20 protein-coding genes are annotated in these 18824 nt (G+C 46.4%); 5 read left to right on the forward strand and 15 right to left on the reverse strand.

The annotated features are described in order from the left end of the window. Positions 1-70 precede the first annotated feature (70 nt). The 5 genes from E2R66_RS09260 to E2R66_RS09280 are packed head-to-tail and all read left to right on the forward strand — an operon-like array spanning position 71 to position 4433. Positions 71-829: a class I SAM-dependent methyltransferase gene (locus tag E2R66_RS09260; RefSeq protein WP_133229906.1), complete on the forward strand. Its 759-nt coding sequence runs from the start codon at positions 71-73 to the stop codon at positions 827-829. Further along, positions 816-1979 (forward strand): amidohydrolase family protein, encoded by a 1164-nt coding sequence (locus tag E2R66_RS09265; RefSeq protein WP_133229908.1) that lies wholly within the window; start codon positions 816-818, stop codon positions 1977-1979. Before E2R66_RS09260 ends, E2R66_RS09265 begins: the two co-directional genes overlap by 14 nt. Beyond that, positions 1979-2374: a polysaccharide deacetylase family protein gene (locus E2R66_RS09270; RefSeq protein WP_133229910.1), complete on the forward strand. Its 396-nt coding sequence runs from the start codon at positions 1979-1981 to the stop codon at positions 2372-2374. Before E2R66_RS09265 ends, E2R66_RS09270 begins: the two co-directional genes overlap by 1 nt. Beyond that, on the forward strand, positions 2349-3314 hold the full coding sequence (locus E2R66_RS09275) for a GNAT family N-acetyltransferase (protein ID WP_133229912.1): 966 nt from the start codon (positions 2349-2351) through the stop codon (positions 3312-3314). Before E2R66_RS09270 ends, E2R66_RS09275 begins: the two co-directional genes overlap by 26 nt. Positions 3315-3329: 15 nt before the next feature. Next, positions 3330-4433 carry a glycosyltransferase family 4 protein gene (locus E2R66_RS09280; RefSeq protein ID WP_133229914.1) on the forward strand — a complete coding sequence of 368 codons (1104 nt, stop codon included), beginning with the start codon at positions 3330-3332 and terminating at the stop codon, positions 4431-4433. Here the strand turns inward: E2R66_RS09280 and E2R66_RS09285 are convergent. The 15 genes from E2R66_RS09285 to E2R66_RS09355 form a co-directional block, all read right to left on the reverse strand. After that, on the reverse strand, positions 4421-5476 hold the full coding sequence (locus E2R66_RS09285) for a glycosyltransferase (RefSeq protein ID WP_158288366.1): 1056 nt from the start codon (positions 5474-5476) through the stop codon (positions 4421-4423). The genes E2R66_RS09280 and E2R66_RS09285 overlap by 13 nt on opposite strands. Then, positions 5469-7145: an ATP-binding cassette domain-containing protein gene (locus tag E2R66_RS09290; protein ID WP_133229918.1), complete on the reverse strand. Its 1677-nt coding sequence runs from the start codon at positions 7143-7145 to the stop codon at positions 5469-5471. Before E2R66_RS09290 ends, E2R66_RS09285 begins: the two co-directional genes overlap by 8 nt. Positions 7146-7425: 280 nt before the next feature. Further along, positions 7426-8253 (reverse strand): OmpA family protein, encoded by an 828-nt coding sequence (locus tag E2R66_RS09295; protein WP_133229920.1) that lies wholly within the window; start codon positions 8251-8253, stop codon positions 7426-7428. Between the two features lie 19 nt (positions 8254-8272). Further along, entirely contained in the window at positions 8273-8935 is a 663-nt protein-coding gene (locus tag E2R66_RS09300; RefSeq protein WP_133229922.1) for a DUF2461 domain-containing protein, read from the reverse strand. Positions 8936-8982: 47 nt separating this feature from the next. Beyond that, on the reverse strand, positions 8983-9258 hold the full coding sequence (locus E2R66_RS09305; RefSeq protein ID WP_133229924.1) for a hypothetical protein: 276 nt from the start codon (positions 9256-9258) through the stop codon (positions 8983-8985). 13 nt (positions 9259-9271) lie between these two features. Next, complete coding sequence (locus tag E2R66_RS09310; protein ID WP_133229926.1) at positions 9272-9847, reverse strand: DUF420 domain-containing protein; 576 nt, start codon at positions 9845-9847, stop codon at positions 9272-9274. A gap of 94 nt (positions 9848-9941) precedes the next feature. Continuing rightward, the gene (locus E2R66_RS09315; RefSeq protein ID WP_240049271.1) at positions 9942-10646 is read right to left on the reverse strand and encodes an SCO family protein; all 705 of its coding nucleotides are present in this window, start codon (positions 10644-10646) and stop codon (positions 9942-9944) included. A 1-nt stretch (position 10647) separates the two neighbouring features. Beyond that, positions 10648-10995 (reverse strand): cytochrome C oxidase subunit IV family protein, encoded by a 348-nt coding sequence (locus E2R66_RS09320; RefSeq protein WP_133229928.1) that lies wholly within the window; start codon positions 10993-10995, stop codon positions 10648-10650. Positions 10996-11016: 21 nt separating this feature from the next. Beyond that, positions 11017-11730, reverse strand: a complete 714-nt coding sequence (locus E2R66_RS09325) for a cytochrome c oxidase subunit 3 (RefSeq protein ID WP_133229930.1) — start codon at positions 11728-11730, stop codon at positions 11017-11019. 7 nt (positions 11731-11737) lie between these two features. Then, a complete protein-coding gene (locus E2R66_RS09330; RefSeq protein ID WP_133229932.1) occupies positions 11738-12322 on the reverse strand; it encodes a cytochrome c oxidase subunit 3 in 585 nt (194 codons plus the stop codon). Further along, positions 12319-13215, reverse strand: a complete 897-nt coding sequence (cyoE, locus tag E2R66_RS09335; RefSeq protein WP_133229934.1) for a heme o synthase — start codon at positions 13213-13215, stop codon at positions 12319-12321. The genes E2R66_RS09330 and cyoE overlap by 4 nt, the downstream gene beginning before the upstream one ends. Then, a complete protein-coding gene (locus tag E2R66_RS09340) occupies positions 13212-14273 on the reverse strand; it encodes a COX15/CtaA family protein (RefSeq protein ID WP_133229935.1) in 1062 nt (353 codons plus the stop codon). Before E2R66_RS09340 ends, cyoE begins: the two co-directional genes overlap by 4 nt. A gap of 144 nt (positions 14274-14417) precedes the next feature. Beyond that, positions 14418-16307, reverse strand: coding sequence for a cytochrome c oxidase subunit I (locus E2R66_RS09345; protein WP_133229936.1), 1890 nt, complete (start codon positions 16305-16307; stop codon positions 14418-14420). A gap of 19 nt (positions 16308-16326) precedes the next feature. Continuing rightward, positions 16327-17508: a cytochrome c oxidase subunit II gene (locus tag E2R66_RS09350; protein WP_133229937.1), complete on the reverse strand. Its 1182-nt coding sequence runs from the start codon at positions 17506-17508 to the stop codon at positions 16327-16329. Between the two features lie 47 nt (positions 17509-17555). Beyond that, positions 17556-18815: a quinol:cytochrome C oxidoreductase gene (locus tag E2R66_RS09355; protein ID WP_133229938.1), complete on the reverse strand. Its 1260-nt coding sequence runs from the start codon at positions 18813-18815 to the stop codon at positions 17556-17558. Positions 18816-18824: the final 9 nt, after the last annotated feature.

Genomic DNA, 18824 nt, shown 5'->3' on the forward strand with positions numbered 1-18824 from the left:
TTAAATAAACAGGGCTGGCAACCTTTTTTACAAGGTCCGCGTAATCTTAAATACCCCGGCAATACTTAAAATGATGGTCATAAACGCGCTGAAAAACTACGTCAAACAACACCTTTTCCATTCGCAAATCAGCGAGCGCGACTCGGTAACGGCGTATGATATATGGTCGAAAAATTACGACGAGCAGCCGGGCAACCTGATGCTGGATATGGATGAGGCCCTGTTTTGCAAATTGCTGCAAGGCCTGCCTATCCACCAAAAAAAGGTAGCCGACATTGGCTGCGGAACAGGTCGCCATTGGCAGCGGATGCTGGATGCGAAACCCACAAAGCTTACGGGCTTCGATGTATCATCGGGCATGTTGCGCCGGCTGGAGCAGAAGCACCCCGGTGCCGAAACCTACCAGATAACCGATAATTTTTTTAAGGATATCCCCGCCAAAAGCTACGACACCATCGTATCAATGCTCACTGTTGCGCATATTAAAAATATTGGCGAAGCTTTGCAGTCCTGGTGCCGCATTTTGAAGCCGAAGGCCGATATACTGATTACCGATTTCCACCCCAGCACGCTGGCTTTCGGTGGCAAACGGACGTTCAGGCATGATAATGCAACCATCGCCATCCAAAATTTTGTGCACCTTACCAGCACCATCAAAGAGGTGCTTTTGACCCATGGTTTCAGGCTGGTAGCCCAGGAGGAACTGACAATCAACGAATCGGTACGGCATTACTACGAGCAGCAAAACGCCCTGCACGTTTACGATACCTATAAAGGCTTCCCGATAATTTATGGCATGCATTTGAGGAGGGGGAATGATACTGAATAACGTGCAGCTAATCAACGGGCAAACCGTGAGCATCAGGGTGAAGGAGGGCAAGATAGCGGCAATATCTGATGTGCCGCTTGCTGCCAGGGACTGCCCGCAAGCCATGTTTTTTAACGGGCTTATATTCCCCGGCCTCATCAACTCGCACGACCATCTTGATTTTAACCTCTTCCCAAAACTGGGCACTCAAAAATACGCCAACTACACCGAATGGGGCAGGCATATCCATCAGGCTTATGCGGAAGAGATAGCTGCCGTACAAAAGATACCGCAGTACTTGCGCGAGAAATGGGGCATATATAAAAATTTGCTTTGCGGCGTAACTACGGTGGTAAATCATGGCGAGCATCAAATAACGGGCGATAAGCTGCTAAGCATTTTCGAGGCTACACAAGATTTGCATTCCGTACATTTTGAACCGCATTGGAAAAGGCGGCTGAACAACCCACTGAAGATGCTTGTCCCCGTAGCCATACACACAGGAGAGGGCACCGATACCGCCGCCCGACATGAGGTGGAACAATTGATTAGCTGGAACTTATTGCACCGCAAGTTGATTGGCATACATGGCGTGGCACTTACGCCGACCCTGGCAAAATCATTCGCGGCGCTGGTTTGGTGCCCGCAATCCAACTATTTCCTGCTCGGCGCAACAGCCCCGGTGCAGCACCTCAAGAAACATACGCGCATTTTGTTCGGTACCGATTCTACCCTCACCGGCGATTGGGATATATGGGCGCATGTTCGCACGGCGCGTGGCACGGGAATGCTTAAGGATGAAGAACTTTACGATGCCCTTACCCATAAAGCTGCCGAAACCTGGCGACTTAATTGCGGCCGCATAGCCCTTGGTTGGGATGCCGATTTGGTGATCGTAAAAGCCAGGCCCGATAGCGCTCCGCTGGATAATTTCTACGGCACCAAACCCGAAGATATCCTAATGGTAATGCATAAGGGCAGTATACGCTTGTTCGACCAGAGCCTTTACCACCAGTTGACCGATATTTCACGCAACGAGTTCGGCAAGCTGTACGTGGCCAGCAGCATTAAATATGTGCAAGGCGATGTGCAGGGCCTGATGGCAGAGATACGCCAATACAAGGCCGATGCACAATTCCCGGTTTATCATCCATCAGATCCAGCCGCCTAATGATAAGCGTACTGAAGAAAATACTGACCAAAACAAGGCACGAAGCCCGATACCTGTGGGGCAATGCAAAGCATTTGATGGGGATAGATGCTGCCCGCTTTATCAAGGCCCGGGGCAGCCGCACATTGGTGTACCATGGCATCTGCCAAAAGGAGCCACTGAAATACCTCGAAAGCCTTTCTAAAAAGCCGGTAAATAGCCTCGCTTTCCCGTATGGAAGCTACCAGGAAAAAAATGTACCTTTGTTTACAACAATAGGCTATACGCAATTGTTGGCTACCGACTTTAAGCATACCGACAACCGCGCCGCCCCCACGATGCGGGAACGGCTTACCATAAACCCTTTTATCTCAATTACAAACCAAATGAATGCAAACATTAAAAGCACCTACTGACCGTAAAACTTTCGATGGTAAATACCGCATCGAGCGGTTCAATGTAGATAAGCTAAGCTGTCTTTCTTATCTGCACATGGCCATCTATGGTAAACTATTGCCACAGGATTACTTCCTGAAAAAATACAACACCGCTTTTACCGTGGTTACCTATACGGGCTTCCTGGCGTATGATGATAAGGGCCTGCCCGTTGCTTTTTACGGGGTAATACCTTGTTTTATAGAACACCAGGGCAAACTAGTTCTGGCTGCGCAATCGGCAGATACCATGACGCACGCAGACCATCGCCAGAAAGGGCTATTTGTTGAATTAGCCAAACGCACTTATGCGCTATGCAAAAAAGAAGGCATCAGGCTTATATTCGGCTTCCCCAACCAAAATTCCTTACCAGGTTTTATCAACCGCCTGGGATGGCAGGAAGCAGGTGCACTGCAACGTTTTACCATCCCGGTAAAAGGTCTCCCTCTGGAAAAAGCAGCCGGCAAACTCAAGCTGAAGGGCCTTTACACGGCGTACTGCAAAACGGCAATGCGGCGCAGGCAACCTAAAAACGGTATCCCCAATTCGGTACTGGCAGAAGGCTACGGCGGCGTTTACCGCGACGCGGAGTTCCTGGCCTACAAAAACTACTCGGATACCTACACCCTGCAAATTGGCCATGCGCTCGTTTGGTTTAAGATACAGAATGGCTTGATAGTTGGCGATATGAGCGGCTACGCCGATAATTTCGAAACCGTCATGTCGGGGCTGCAAAAGCTTTGTCGAACACTGGGGCTTAGCCAGATGCAGTTCCAGGTGAATACCAAAAGCAAATTGCACAGCTTGCTAAGGGCATATGGGGAGCCCATACCATCGTTCGTTATCGCTATAAAAGACCTCGGTTCAGGCATCCCGCCGGAGAAACTGACCTTTACCTTTGCCGATATCGATATTTTTTAACGCCTTAGCCTGCCTATGAGATATGTTTTCGTCGGCTATGTTTATACAGGCCAGTTTAGCCAGCCCCAGGCCTGGCTCAAACGCATCAACGTCTACTCGGGCATACAGGGGGCTCTGAGCAAAGAGAATGAGGTCATTAGTATTGAGCAGATCGATTACGATGGTCAGCACTTCAGCAGTGGAGTCGATTACCGTTTCATGCGCTACGGCAAACTATCCCTACGGTATTTCCCCTGGGGGTTGAACAAGTTTATACGCAGCCTTAAACCGGATGTGGTGGTGGTACACAGCTTCAATTCGCCCCAGCAAGTGTTATTGCTCAGGTTGATACTCGGGCGCAGCATAAAAATTATCGTACAAAACCATGCCGAGCGGCCCGCTACAGGTATAAAGAAGTTACTCCAAAAAATAGCCGATAAAGGCATCGATGCCTACCTGTTTGCCTCATATGCTATGGGCGTAGAATGGGTGGCAGCAGGCAACCTGGCCTCGGTAAATAAAATACACGAAGTGATGGAGGTATCCTCGGTGTTCTACCCTATTGACAGGGAGATTGCCCGGCAGCAAACCGGCGTTAGCGGCAACCCTGTTTTTTTATGGGTTGGCCGGCTTAACGCTAATAAAGATCCTTTGACGGTAGTGAGCGCATTTCTGCGGTTTGCCGCTGTCGAGCCACAAGCCAGGCTATATATGATTTACCAAACCGAAGAGTTGCTGGGCACTATAAAAGCATTGCTGGCAGCTGTGCCTGGCCTTGCCGATAGGGTGATATTAGTTGGCACCATACCCCATAAAGATTTACTGTACTGGTTCAATAGTGCCGATTTTATCCTATCCGGCTCGCATTACGAGGGGAGCGGTGCATCCGTTTGCGAGGCCATGTCATGCGGGTGCGTGCCCGTGGTGACGGATATTTTATCCTTCAGGATGATTACCAATAACGGCCACTGCGGCCTGCTTTACCCAACCGGCAACCTCAAAGCCCTGCTGGATGCACTGCACAAAACCCGGCAGATGAATTTACCCCAACAGCGGCAACGCAGCCTCGATTACTTCCGAACCAACCTTTCTTTCGAGGCCATAGCCAGGCAGATTGCGCAGATAGCTCAATCTTTATAACCATACAGGCGCATTATTGCCTTTGCGTTATCGGCAATCGGGTAGGGAATTACTGGCTTGCAGTCGTGGTGGCCATATTGCAAGATGCTTACAACTGCAGCCAGCATCTCAGCACTAGTACCCACTACATGCCAGTTAGGTATCTGAGCATCCATCGCCTTTACGAAACTTACTACTTGTGCGCCTGCAAACAATGCTTCCAGGCAAACGGTACTGAAGCCTTCGTATTCGGAAGTATGCATAAACACCCGGCTGCGCTGCATCAGCGCCAATACTTGTGGATGCGGTAATTCGCCTTTTAAAACCAGATTATCGCCAAGGCCCAGCCTTTCAATCAAATTTTTCAGGTTTTGCATTTCCGGGCCATCGCCGCATATTACTGCCTTGATGTTGGGCTGGCTTTCTTTCAGTTGATGTATCAGTTCCGCGAATAAATGATAACGTTTTAATGGAATCAATGAGCCGACACCTAAAATATCGATATCCCGTTCCCCGCCGGTATCAGGGAAAGAGCCAGGCAGTACCCCGTTGGGTATAACATACGCCGGTGCAATGCCGTAATTTTTTTGGTATTCGGCGCGCAAGGCATCTGATAGGGCTATCAAGTCATCGCCACGTGGTTTTATCCAACGGGCATATTTGTTGCCTGCTTTGGCATCCTGCCCTAAAAGCCAGCTGTAATGCTTCAAGCCCTTAAGTCGGGCAAAATGGCTGCCCACAAATGCGGCTTCGCCAAGCCAGAAGCTCAGCAGGCCAATAATACTGTATTGCCTGTGCAGCTTGCGCAACCGCAACCAAACCCGCAGCCATGTTAGTAACCTGTACAAACCGCTCCTGCTCTTCCCACCGAACGCAAATACTTTCACGCCGTTCCATAAGTATTCGCTTCGTTTAAAGGGGTATTGAAAACTCAGGATGATGATATCCAGATCGGGGCATTCCTGCTTTAGTGCCAGCACAAAAGCCTGCTGAGCAGGGAGGCAAGTGGTGTCGGCCTCGCTTGCTGCAAAACCGGGGCTAAGTATCACCAGGGCATCAGGCATAGGCCTCATCAAGCGATATCACCTGGCTGCAAAACTCCAGGCTGGTGCGGTTATGGGTTATCAGTATAATTATCTTGCCTTGCCGGGCCAGGCCCTGCAGGTTGGTCAATAGCTCGTGTTCGGCCTCTGCATCCAGTTCGCTGAAGGGCTCGTCGAGTATCAGCAGGTCGAAATGATGGTACAGTGCCCTCGCCAGCATCAGCCTTTGCCGCTGCCCACCGCTGATGTTCTTGCCGTCCTGACTAATCAATTTGCAAATGCCGCCGGGATAGGCCTTCAGCAGGCTATCCAGGCCGCAAAAAGCAATCACATAGCGCAGCCTGTCCTCGTCGAAATCATCATCGGTAAGCGTAATATTCTTCAGCACCGATTCGTTGATCAAAAAGGGCTGCTGCTTTACATAGGAAATTTTATGCTGATAACCCTGCCTCGCCGCTGCATCGCACACTGTATTGTTGATGCATATTTCGCCTGCATCCTGCTGTAAAAACCCAAGCAGCAGGTTGATCATGGTGGTTTTGCCCCTGCCAGATCCTGCCGAGATGCCCACCATATCGCCCCTGGTAAGCCGGAAGCTGATATCATGGATGATCGCATGCTCTTTATAGTTAAAGTCCACGCTATCGAACTCCACCGAGCGGATGGTTTCTACCGTTGAGGTACCAGAGAGCTGGGCTTCCTCTTCGGTACCGTTTATCAAATCGGCCAGGATAAACTCGTAGGTTTTCATTTGCCCGGCACTGTTCATTATCTTCACTATACCAGGTATCACCTTATAAGCGGCCGCCATAAACACGCCAATGGTGAGCAGGTTTACCGCAGGCGCGTTGGCGGTATATTTGTTAACGGCAATCAGTATAAAAAAGCCCATTACCGCAAATACCTCCATTAAACGGGAGGGCAGGCCTTGCCAGGTTTGCTGGGCAGCAATGGTATTATTCAGCTGTTGCTGGTCGGCTACGTAGCGGTTGCTAAAAAAATCTTCCTTTTCGTATATCCGGCTTTCTACGTAACCGGCCAGCGCCTCGTTTACATGTTTTATAGAACGCGCACTGGCGGCTTTTATTCGCCCGCGCAGCGCCCTTAGTTTGCGGCGGCCAAACCATGCCAATAGGGATACTGGTGGCAGCAACAGTACAAACAATATCAGGAACAAAGAGGGATGATAAAACAGGATAGCCGCAATGGTGAATATGATAAGCACCGCCTGGCATATCATCTGCTGGAAATTGGTGAGGATATGGTGGCCAAACTCGATAGGTTGGTGGCTGATGCGCCGGGTTTGCACCGATGAATCGGTATGGATGTATTGGGTATAGCTACCGCGCAGGTAGTTAAGCATATTGCGTTTAGAAAGGCGCGAGGCTACAGCGTAAAAAAAGTGATGCTGCGCCTTTTGCACCACAAAACCAAGCACATTCTTCAGCGCAAACAGTAGCAGGAATATGCCAATAAGCAGCAAGGATTCCCTATCTGCCAGTTGTGGAGGCAACCAGTTAAGCTTGCTGCTGCCCGATGCCTGCGTATAGAAATTGATAATGAGCAATAAAGCGCCCAAAAAAGCAATATCCAGCAAGGCCACCAGCACATCAAAAGCAATGAGCCAATGCAGCCTGCCCTTTTCCTGCGGGGAAAGGATTAGGAAGATACTTTTAATGATGCGTTTCAAAGCTTTGGGATTTTTACATTGGTTACGTAAAATAGTTGGTAATGGTTGCTTAAAAATTACGGGGGGATGGATGCTGAACGTTAATTAGACGTTAAGTTGATTTATTTCAACCCCATCATAAAAGTAGCTGCCACCATGCTAAGCCGCTTGCGTGCCGTAGACCTGCCGTGTGGGGTATACTGAAACAAGCATGACGATGGGAGCATGACAATGGCAAATCAAATCTACTCAATCAAAAAATCCCCCTTTGCAGGAGGATTTTTTGATTGGGTAAAAGCCTTTATTTGGTAATGAGGTTATACAACTCATCCAGCTTTGGCGTAAGTACTATCTCTATACGGCGGTTTTTGGAGAGTGCTTCAGATGTACCACCGGTATCTATCGGCTGGAACTCGCCTTTACCCGTGGCCGTCAGGCGGTGCGGATCTACCAGTTCTACTTCGGTTAAGTAGCGCGTTACCGATGTGGCACGCAGCACACTCAAATCCCAGTTATCTTTTATCTGGCCCAGGTTTTTCACCTTCTTATCGTCGGTATGGCCCTCTACGGCTATGTTGATGTCGGCATCCTTGTTTAAAACGGCGGCTAATGATTTTAGTGCCTGTTTGCCTTTATCATCTATCACTATACTGCCCGAAGGGAACAGCAGCTTATCTGTTAACGATACATACACCTTGCCATTGCGTATATCCACGCTCAGACCACTTTGCTGGAAGCCTAGCAACGCACTTTGCAGCTTGTTTTTAAGGGCATTGGCTGCCTCATCGCGTTTGCGCAAAATTTCTTCTACTTCTTTGAGGCGGGCTTCACGTTTTTGCAGGTCACTCGATAAGGTACTCACCTGCGATGTGGTGGCATTATAGTTTTTATCCAGGCTGCTGTATTTTCTATCCAGTGCCGCGTAGTTACCGTTTAGCGTAGCAATCTGGTTGTGCAGGCGGGCGGTATCTGCCATCAGCTGGGCCTTCTCAGTCTCCAGGGTAACCGTTCTGGTGGTCAACGAATCGCGCTGGGCAAGCAATGCTTTATACTTTTTGGGCGATAATACCACGCAGGAATGCAGCGCCATCATCAAGGTTGCGGCTAATAAAAGGTGTTTGATTTTCATGTTGCTTAGTTTATGATCGTTAACCTATGGCGTTCTTCAAAAATGCATTCAGCGGGTATATTTTGCTGCAAAGGCCAGCTATCAGCTTAACGGCATCCGCACTTTGAATCTGCTTATCGTTAAGCGGGTGAAACACCACGAAGCTCTTCAACTTAAGCAGTTCAATATTTTCGTTATCGGCACTATAATCCCGCGGTACGGTCTTCAGTTGCTCCTGTTTCTTAAAGTCGCCAAACAGTTTTACAAATTCGGGTTCGTCGATGATCTTCTTTAAGTCGGCAGCGTTGTAGTCAATTTCCTGGCGTATGGCTTTCAGGTGTTCTGCTTCAGGCATCCAGTAACCACCGGCTATAAAAGATTTACCGGGTTGTATCTGCAAATAATATTCAGCGCCACCTAATTTTAAGCCGTGCGAGGGTATGCTGATGCCGAAATTATTTTTGTAAGGCGTTTTATCCTTGCGGAAACGGATGTCGCGGTAAATGCGCATCACGCTCTTTTTGGGGTCGAGATCGGCGCTCACACCGGGGTCTATCTGATGTACCTTGCTAATGAGTTCGGTAGTGAAGGCGATAAGGTTTTCACGCGCAGTATCGTACCGTTCTTTATTGGCCTGAAACCACTCGCGGTTATTGTTATCTACAAGGTCGGTTAAAAAACCAAGCGTTTGGGGTTGGATCATCCTCTTGATTCAAATACTTAGGACAGCCGGCTCAACTGCCGCAGGCCTTAATTAAGATTCAATTTTTCGTTAGGCAGGTCGAGCACTACGTTACGGCGGCGGTATTTTTTGTACCAGATGTATCCGCCAACGGCCACTACCAAATAAGGTGCGGCAAGCAAATACATGATACCGGCGTTTAGGCCAGCAGTAGCATGGCTACCACCCTGCGAGCTCGTTTCCACAGCTGCTGTACAGGCGGCGCACTGGGCACCAGCGGGCAATACGCCAAATACCGTAATGCAAGAAAATATCGCAAAGAATAAATAACAAGCCTTTTTCATGTTTTTGAAGCGATTAAAAATGGTAGTACGGTTTTATCATCAAATATACAACAACTCCGGATACGGTGACGAACAACCATATAGGAAACGCCCATCTTACCAGTTTCTTATGTTTTTGTACCTGCATTTGTAGTCCCTGGTAAAAACTCAGCAAAATTAAAGGCAATACACCCGCTGCCAGGATGATGTGGGGCACCAATATGCTTAGGTAAAGGGTACGCAGGCCGCCAACAGCCGCTTTTTCTTCGGGCGAGACAAGACCGTCGCCGTTGGTATCGCCATAAGGCGTATCGTGCTGCATTAAGTAATGGAACAGGATATACGATACCAGGAATAACGACGACAAGCAAAATGTAAGGATATTAACCCTCTTGTGAACAATGATGTTACCTTGTTTGATAAAATATAAAGATATCAGCAACAGCACGCTACAGGTGCCATTGAGTATGGCATTAAGCAAAGGCAAATAAGGGGTAAATGAAGGTGGTACCGCCGGGCCGGGTATTAAGTGGCGGTTGAGCACTATCACCACGGCTATTACAAAAATAGTAACGCCCGCAACGAAACGGAATATGAATTTATCTGTCATTTCTTTTTAGATGCAAGAATCAGGACCGGGAGAGCCAGGACTCTTTGTTACTTTTTAATCCAATTTCTTATAGATAGCTGCTAAGTTCTAAAGCTTAATAGAGTGCTTTATCTACCTTGCGCAATTCTTCAGAAACCAGCACTTTTATCTCGTCGTTCAGGCGCATAACGTCTGCCCGTGTACTGCCGGAGTAATAGCCCCTGATGCGCTTTTCGGCATCGATAAGTACCATCTTATCATCCAGCACAAAGTTCCCTTCGCCAACCTTGGCCGCATTAAGCAGCAGGCCGTTGTGGGCCAGGTTGTATATGGTGGTAGTATCGCCGGTTAAAAACAGCCATTTATTGCTTGGCTTATATTTAGCTGCGTATTGTTTTAATACAAGCGGGGTATCATGCTCCGGGTCTACTGTTATAGATACCAGCTGCACCATAGCATTCTTACGATAGTTTACGTCCAGGCTATCCATAAAACTGTTCACCTTAGTACAAACATCCGGGCAGCGGGTATAAAAAAAGGCTGCTACAAATATCTTCTTATCAAAGTTTTTGAACGATACCTGTTTACCGTTTTGATCTGTAAGCTTAAAATCTTCCAGCTTGTGGTAAATGGTATCGGCTATAAACTTACCGTGGAACTTATGGCCTGTTTTAGCTACTTGTTTACTGCCGTAAAACGGCAGGGGTTTGTAACGATTTTTGCCTTTTACGGTTAGCAAATAATATAAAAATCCCGGTAATGCCAATATCATTACCAGGACTATTATCTTTTTTAGGATGCCTGCTTTACGCTTTCCCACTTTACCGGATAAATGGAACCCAGTAATGGCTTTCGTTAGTAAGCACCAGTATCAATCCTATGATAAACAGGATAGGTACGATGATCGCCAGCATTAAGCCAACTTTCTCGAACTTAAGGTGCATAAAGTATGCAACAATAAGAAATGCTTTAAACAACGTTAAAACGATGTATATAGGGTTTGCCCAATGCATGGGGATATGTTCGTTCGGCACTGCCCAAAGTGCTATAATGAACTCGACCGCAGTGATAAGGCTCAAATACCCAGCTATCTTAAAGATAGCTTTTTTATCCATTCCGCCGTGTTCGCCGTGCTCTTCGTGGTGAACTTCTGTTGTTTCTGATGACATATGCTTAATCAGGTTAAATTATCAAACTAAATAGAAGAAGGTAAATACAAATACCCAAACAAGGTCTACAAAGTGCCAGTAAAGGCCAACTTTCTCAACCATTAAATAGCTACCACGTTTTTCGTAGGTACCCAGCAATACGTTAACCGTGATGATAATGTTAATGATAACACCACTAAATACGTGGAAACCGTGGAAACCGGTAATGGTAAAAAACAGGTTGGCAAATTGCTGCGTGTAAGTAGTAGATTCGTGGGCACCTTTGTGAAAGTACTCGCCTAATTCTTTTGGGATGCTTCCCCACCAAAAACCTTCGTGGTGCAGGTGCGACCACTCTAAAGCCTGGCAGCCAAGAAACGCAAAACCACCCAACACAGTAGCAAGCATCCACCAGGTAACCTCTTTACGGGCCATACGGTGGCCGGCTTCTACCGCCAGTACCATAGTTACCGAGCTTAAGATAAGTATAAAGGTCATGATACCTACAAAAACCAGCGGAGCGCCGTGAGAAATAGAGGTACCAGGTACCGATTGGAATATAAGGTCGGCTGCGGGCCAGCTATCAGCGCTGAAACGCAACGCTCCATAAGAAATCAATAACGAAGAAAAGGTAAACGCATCCGATAGGAGGAAAAACCACATCATTATTTTACCATACTCTGCCTTGAAGGGGGAGGTTCCGCCTGCCCAGGGAGTGGTTTTTACCTCGTCGATTGGTGATACTTGTGCACTCATGTGTTTGTTAATATTGGTTCAAAAGTAAAAAAACATACAGATAAATCCATATAATATCGACAAAATGCCAAAAAATAGAGGACATCTGCATTCCGAATAAATTCTTAACCTGTGGCTTGTTGCGGTACGCGCCCAAAAGGGTGTTGCCCAATAACAGTACCCCTGCTAAAATATGCGCCAGGTGTATCCATACAAATACGTATATAAATGACTGCGACGCATTAGGGTTAATGAAAAATACACCCATTTGCGGCAACAGTACCAGCCATGCATAAGTTTGCAGTGCAAAAAAGGCCACGCCCAACAAAATGGTAACCCATAAAAAGAGCCTTTGCTTTTGTAACTGCAGTTCGCGTGCTGCCTTGGATGCCAGGTACATGCTTACGCTGCTCAACGCTATCAGAATAGTGCTGTACGTAAATATGGCCGGCAATTTAATATTAATGCCGGTGCCGTGGCCCCCGCTGTAAACGATAAAGCCGCTTGTAAGCGCCGCAAAAAGCATAAACGAAGTGAATATGAATATCCACATGTTGAATTTCTTGGGAGCCAGCTGCAGTTTATCTTCTTGTTCTATATTAGCCATCATCATTTCACCTTTCCTATAAAATCAAATAAAAACATTAATTGCACTACCGGTAAATAATAAAAAGAGCCAAACATCAATGTCCGCGCTGCCGCTACATCCGTTTTGCGCAGCAGGTTAAACGCCTGGTATAAAAACAACAGGCTCATGGCCAGCGACACGCCCCCCACATAATACCCGCCGTAGCCGTATATAGTGGGCAGTAAACTCACCGGCACCATAATAATGGCAAAAACAAAGGTAATTGCTGCGCTGGCTTTATCCCTTTTGCCGGTTGGCAACAAACGGAAACCGGCCAGTTTGTAATCATCATCAAGCACCCAGGCTATTGCCCAAAAGTGAACAAACTGCCATATAAATTGTATGCTGAACAGTATCAGCGCTATCTCGTCTATCCTTCCGTGTGGTTGCCCTGCAACATAACCTATCAAAGCCGGTAATGCACCGGGTATAGCACCTACAAATACCGCAATTGCCGATTTACGTTTTAGCGGTGTGTAAACAAAAGCATACAACAGTATAGAGAACACCGATAACAAGCCGGTAAGTATATTTAAGCTGCCCAGCAAATACGTCCCCATCATGCCCATGCCCAGTCCTAAAACAAGGCCCTGCCCGGTTGTCATGCGCCCGGCAGGCATTGGCCTGTCCATAGTGCGTTTCATCAGTTTATCCGTTTCTACTTCTATCACCTCATTGAAGCAATTAGCCGCCGAGGTAACCAGAAAACCGCCGATAACCAGTTTGACCCAGTTGGCCCACATGGTGCCGCTATAAAGCGAACCCCAAGTGTCGCCTCCGTTGGCTTTAACGGCTATAATGAACGATATCGACGCTGAAAACGTAACCAAAAAGGTTAGCCTTAGCTTTATCAGTTTGCTAAAGTCGCCCCACTTCACTTACGTGCCCCCTGTAAATTAACCGAACTAAATAAATTCAACAACAAATAAACTTGTGCGCCAAAAACTAAACTTGCCAATATAATATGCGTTGCCTGTGCATATGGCGGTAACGACGAGTATGATAGTATAATACCCGTTACAATCTGTAGCATCAGCATTAAAAACGTAAAGCTCATTAGCTGTTGTTGCATAGAGTGCCTGGTGAATGTACGCCGTATCAATGCATACAACACAACGTTCAACAGCAAAACGAATATAGCCATATCCCTGTGCTGCGTAAATATCTCCCCGGCCCTGCTTGTCCAGCTATCGCGGTAGCTGCCTTCTAAATGACTGGCAACGGCATCGATTTTTTCCCGCACTTCGGTGCCAAATGTTATCTGCAAAATGCTCAACGCAAGTACCAAAAAAGTAATTATAACGATAAAAGGCTTTGGTGTTAGCTTATAGCGCCCTTCAACCCTTGCCATATGGTAAGTTGCTATACTGATAGCCAATATGGCCAGTGCAAGCAGCATGTGCACGGTAACTATCCAGGCGATCAAATTGGTTGATACCACTATAGAACCTAACCACGCCTGGTAACCTACCAACAGCACGTTAAGCACGCTGAGTATCGGTATCAGTTTATTACTCTGCCAATACCGGAAAGAGAACACCGCTACCAATAGCAGGAAAATACCTGTGATAGCACCTATCAGGCGGTTGATATACTCCGTCCAGGTGCGGGCACTGTTGAATTCTTCGGGCACCAGTATCGAGCGATCGTTGCGGATGCGCATAGCCAACTGGCTGTATCCAAAAACATCGAGCAATTTGGCAAACTTTTGGTTCTTGGCTACCCGTTTATCTACGTACTGCTGCTTATAGTTGATGGGCAGTTGGGATATATCTGTTGGTGGAATGTACTGCCCGAAACACTTTGGCCAGTCGGGGCATCCCATTCCCGAACCGCTGCTACGCACCACCCCGCCTGCAAGTATCAATACGAACAGCGAGATGATAGTCAACAGGTTTATCTTAATAAATCGGCTCCCGGATGCGTTACTACTCATTCAAAATATACCTAAAAAATTAGGGTAACTCTCCAAAACTCTAAGTTTGGAGCCAGAAGTGTTAAGTCTAAAACCCGACTTAGAACCTCTGACTTTAAACTTAGAACTTGATAATTACCCTAAAAAATAAGATTCAGTATAAAACTATTTTACTTCTTCGCTGCTCTTTTTAGCGGCGGTAAATTTGGCATAAGCATCTAAACCTGCAGGATTATCTTCAAAATCGTGCTGAACATTAGAGCTCATGGTTTGCGAAAGCGGAACAGTTTGCGGGATGTAATCCTCTTCTGCACCCGGCTTGCTGTAATCATATGGCCAACGGTAAACGGTTGGTATCTCTCCGTACCAGTTACCGTGAACATGCTCTACCGGAGCCGTCCATTCCAGGGTGTTTGCCTGCCAAGGGTTTTGCGTTGCGCGTTTACCCCAGAATATAGAATAGATAAAGTTAACCGCGAAAGCAACCTGTGCAACCGCTGCCATAATAGCCGCCCATGTAATAAATACGTTTACAGAAAGCCATTTATTCCATTCTACGAATTCGGTAAATGCGTAGTAACGACGTGGAACACCACCAAGGCCCATAAAGTGCATTGGGAAGAACACCAGGTAAGCACCTATAAAGGTTAACCAGAAGTGCAGGTAGCCCAGCTTTTCATTCATTACACGACCGTACATTTTAGGGAACCAGTGGTAAACACCGGCAAGCATACCAAATATAGCTGCTGAACCCATAACCAGGTGGAAGTGGGCAACTACAAAGTAAGTATCGTGTAAGTTGATATCCAGCGCAGCGTTACCCAGGAATATACCTGTTAAACCACCAGAGATAAAGAACGACACCATGCCGATAGCAAATAGCATTGCCGCAGTGAAGCGGATGTTACCGCGCCAAAGCGTAGCCAACCAGTTGAATGTTTTCACTGCAGATGGTACCGCAATGATCAGCGTAGTGATCATGAACACACCGCCCAGGAAAGGATTCATACCCGTTACAAACATATGGTGACCCCATACAATGAACGATAATACCGTAATACCTATAAGAGAGTAAACCATGGCGTGGTAACCAAATATTGGCTTACGCGAATTTACCGACATCACTTCGGATGAAATACCCATCGCAGGCATAATTACGATGTAAACCTCAGGGTGACCCAGGAACCAGAACAAGTGCTGGAACAAGATTGGGCTACCACCCTCGAAAGGCTGCACAGAACTACCACCAATAACAATTTCTGACAGGTAGAAGCTAGTACCGAAGCTACGGTCGAATATTAATAATACGACACCTGCAACCAGTACCGGGAACGCGAGGATACCCAGGATAGCGGTAAGGAAAAACGCCCATATAGTTAAAGGCATTTTCCAAAGGTCCATCCCTTTGGTACGCATGTTTAATACGGTACTTACGTAGTTGATAGCGCCCATTAACGATGATGCGATAAAGAGCACCATACTAATGAGCCACAAAGTCATCCCCATACCCGAACCCGGCATAGCCTTAGGCAAAGCCGATAACGGCGGGTAGATGGTCCACCCACCACTTGCAGGGCCTTTTTGTACCAGGAAGGATGATAGCATAACCACACTAGCTGCAAAGAAGAACCAGTATGATAGCATATTCATGAACGGCGATGCCATATCGCGCGCACCCAGTTGCAATGGAATAAGCAAGTTACTAAAGGTACCGCTCAAACCTGCGGTAAGGACAAAGAATACCATGATGGTACCGTGTATGGTAACCAGTGCCAGGTAAAAGTTAGAATCTAAACGACCACCTGGTGCAAAACGACCAAGCAATGTTTCCATCAAAGGAAACGCTTTATCAGGATATGCTAATTGAATCCTGAATAATATCGATAATATCATCGCGATGAACGCCATAGTGATACCTGTAACCAGGAATTGCTTGGCAATCATTTTATGGTCCTGGCTAAAGATGTACTTGGTCAGGAACGTATCGTGATGGTGATGTCCGTGATCTTCGCCGTGATGAACTGCTCCGTGATCTTGAACTGCTAATGTTGACATACTCGCTAATCTTTTTGAATTAATTGTTTAACGCTAACCTGTTTTGTGTTTCAGCCGGTTTTACTACGGCATACTTCAGATCCTTTTTGATCTGATCTGTGAGGTAAGGTTTTTGCTGTGCTAACCAAGCCTGGTACTCTGTTTCTTCTACCACGCGTACAACCTTCTTCATATTGTAATGCGCACCGCCGCATATTTTATTGCAATATACCAGGTACTCAAAAGCAGGGTCGCCTACTTCGCGTCGCATTGCTGCGGTAGTCATAGTTGGCTTAAATTTAAAGTAGGTAGGCAAGCCCGGTACCGCGTTCAGCTGTACACGGAAATGTGGCATGTAAACACTATGTATAACGTCTTGCGCGTGGATATTCAACCTTACAGTTTTACCCACAGGTAAGTACATGGTATCTACCTGCAAATCATCGTAAGCAGATTTATCTTTAAAATCAACACCCACTTTGTTTACACCACTTACCAGTTTATAATTGGTTTTGCCCAACTTATCATCGGCACCAGGGTAACGCAGCTCCCATGCAAACTGGTGGCCGGTGATATCGATATTTAGCGAATGCTCACCTTTAGCATCAGTGCTATTGGTGATTTTTTGCCAGGTAAAGAAACCGAAGATAACCAGTATAGTCAATACGATTGCCGGAGCGATAGTCCAAACCTTCTCGATAGTATTATCATGCGGAAGGAAGTGCGCGCGACGCTTAGCATTGTAACGGTAACGAAACAAGAATGTAAATAACAATATCTGCGTAATTACGAACACGATAAGCGTTAAAACCGTTGTTGTCCAGAACATTTCGTCTATTTTCACACCATGCTCAGATGCAGATACCGGTAATATCATTGAACCCTGTACAGTTAATGACCAGTATGCTCCATAACCACCCACTATCAGGAAGATAAGGCACAAAGCACCCATAACATTATCCCAGTTGATCGCCTTTTTGTTTTGTATTTGTTGGGTAAGATCGTAAACACGCAATATTTTGCCAACAATGCCTACAACAAAGCATACAATAACAAATAGCAGCACGTAATAAGCTGCACCCAGCCAAACATTGGGCTTGGCTGCATCTGCTGCGGCACCGGTTGCTGCATCCTGAGCCATCAGCACGTTGGTGCCGAATAGCAGGAAAGCCGCCGAAAGCGCGAGCATTTTTTTAGAACTAAATAAACTTTTGAATCCCATTTTATTGGTTTTTATGATTGTTGTATTTCGTGCAAATTTAACAATTATTATATGTGATGGTGCAGGCTCTCTTGCAGGAAAGGATGCTTCTTAGGTATAAGCGATTTGAATTTGCTTAACTGTGTTAACATCAGGAAAGTGAATAAACCAGCGAAAGCTACAAACGTGCCTATCTCTTCAACAGCAAAACCACGCTTCTCCACCACAGTTCCAGGCATAATCATCAGGTAATAATCAAGCCAGTGACCGGCAATCAGCAATATACAAGTCCACATCATGCGATTGGTCAAACGTTTTGCATCGCGAGACATCAGCAATAATAAAGGAGCCAGGAAGTTCATGGCAATGTTCAACCAGAACCAGAATTTGTACTCAGGTTCCCACCTCTTGTAGAAATATACCGACTCCTCTGGTATGTTGGCATACCAGGTAAGGAAGAACTGTGCAAACCATACGTAGGTCCAGAAGATAGAGAAACCAAAGATCAGTTTACCAAAATCGTGCAGGTGATCTGAAGTAACCCATTGCATATAACCCTTCTTCCGAAGCAGGATAATAGTTAAAGCCATGATAGCTACACCGCTTACGTGCATTGCTGCTAAGTTATACCAACCAAACATGGTAGAGAACCAGTGTGCCTCGAGCGACATGATGGTACCGAATGCAAATATCGGGAAGGTGAAACCAAATATTACCAGAAAAGTACAAGCCAATGCGAAGCTCTTATTGTAGTTGCGCATGCCGCCTTCTGTATCTTCATCAGTTGAGCATTTTGTTAATGCATAACCAAAGTAGCTGTAGGCTGCTAAAAACGCTACCAGAACACCGTAAAAGAAACCTACTGTTAAAAAGGGAGCTTTACCAGCTATAACTGCGTTGTAATTTTCGCTACCCACAACGGTAAGGCCATGTGTTGCCCATGATGCATATAAGTATGGCACCATGTGTTTCTTGCCTTCGTGTATAACTTCGTGCTGCGTGAACAACCCTGCGCTAACAACAACAAGCAATAATATGCTCGCTATAGGCAACACTTTGGCAAATGCCTGCGGTACCCTGATGAGCGACGCAGACCAACCTGCCTGCGCAACGTACTGATACGATAAAAAGAATACGCCGCAAGTACATACGCACACAAAGTAGTATGACATCAACAGCAAATTACTGAACATGCGCTGTACATGGTCGCCGCCCATCAAAAAGCCGGCAACTATAGCAACCAAACCAATTGCAAGAGCTATCAAACTCCCTGTTTTGGCTGTGCCCTCGAATTCAAATTTCTCGTCAAAACTATTATGAGTCTTCATTAAAAATAA

Origin of the sequence: Mucilaginibacter psychrotolerans (assembly GCF_004519315.1) — a bacterium.
GTDB classification, from domain to species: Bacteria; Bacteroidota; Bacteroidia; order Sphingobacteriales; family Sphingobacteriaceae; genus Mucilaginibacter; species Mucilaginibacter psychrotolerans.

Bases quoted from the DNA above. Each gene is read 5' to 3' on its own strand.
- E2R66_RS09260 (WP_133229906.1), top strand. From the start codon at position 71: ATGATGGTCATAAACGCGCTGAAAAACTACGTCAAACAACACCTTTTC.
- E2R66_RS09265 (WP_133229908.1), top strand. From the start codon at position 816: ATGATACTGAATAACGTGCAGCTAATCAACGGGCAAACCGTGAGCATC.
- E2R66_RS09270 (WP_133229910.1), top strand. From the start codon at position 1,979: ATGATAAGCGTACTGAAGAAAATACTGACCAAAACAAGGCACGAAGCC.
- E2R66_RS09275 (WP_133229912.1), top strand. From the start codon at position 2,349: ATGCAAACATTAAAAGCACCTACTGACCGTAAAACTTTCGATGGTAAA.
- E2R66_RS09280 (WP_133229914.1), top strand. From the start codon at position 3,330: ATGAGATATGTTTTCGTCGGCTATGTTTATACAGGCCAGTTTAGCCAG.
- E2R66_RS09285 (WP_158288366.1), bottom strand. From the start codon at position 5,476: ATGCCTGATGCCCTGGTGATACTTAGCCCCGGTTTTGCAGCAAGCGAG.
- E2R66_RS09295 (WP_133229920.1), bottom strand. From the start codon at position 8,253: ATGAAAATCAAACACCTTTTATTAGCCGCAACCTTGATGATGGCGCTG.
- E2R66_RS09300 (WP_133229922.1), bottom strand. From the start codon at position 8,935: ATGATCCAACCCCAAACGCTTGGTTTTTTAACCGACCTTGTAGATAAC.
- E2R66_RS09305 (WP_133229924.1), bottom strand. From the start codon at position 9,258: ATGAAAAAGGCTTGTTATTTATTCTTTGCGATATTTTCTTGCATTACG.
- E2R66_RS09310 (WP_133229926.1), bottom strand. From the start codon at position 9,847: ATGACAGATAAATTCATATTCCGTTTCGTTGCGGGCGTTACTATTTTT.
- E2R66_RS09320 (WP_133229928.1), bottom strand. From the start codon at position 10,995: ATGTCATCAGAAACAACAGAAGTTCACCACGAAGAGCACGGCGAACAC.
- E2R66_RS09325 (WP_133229930.1), bottom strand. From the start codon at position 11,730: ATGAGTGCACAAGTATCACCAATCGACGAGGTAAAAACCACTCCCTGG.
- E2R66_RS09330 (WP_133229932.1), bottom strand. From the start codon at position 12,322: ATGATGATGGCTAATATAGAACAAGAAGATAAACTGCAGCTGGCTCCC.
- E2R66_RS09340 (WP_133229935.1), bottom strand. From the start codon at position 14,273: ATGAGTAGTAACGCATCCGGGAGCCGATTTATTAAGATAAACCTGTTG.
- E2R66_RS09345 (WP_133229936.1), bottom strand. From the start codon at position 16,307: ATGTCAACATTAGCAGTTCAAGATCACGGAGCAGTTCATCACGGCGAA.
- E2R66_RS09350 (WP_133229937.1), bottom strand. From the start codon at position 17,508: ATGGGATTCAAAAGTTTATTTAGTTCTAAAAAAATGCTCGCGCTTTCG.
- E2R66_RS09355 (WP_133229938.1), bottom strand. From the start codon at position 18,815: ATGAAGACTCATAATAGTTTTGACGAGAAATTTGAATTCGAGGGCACA.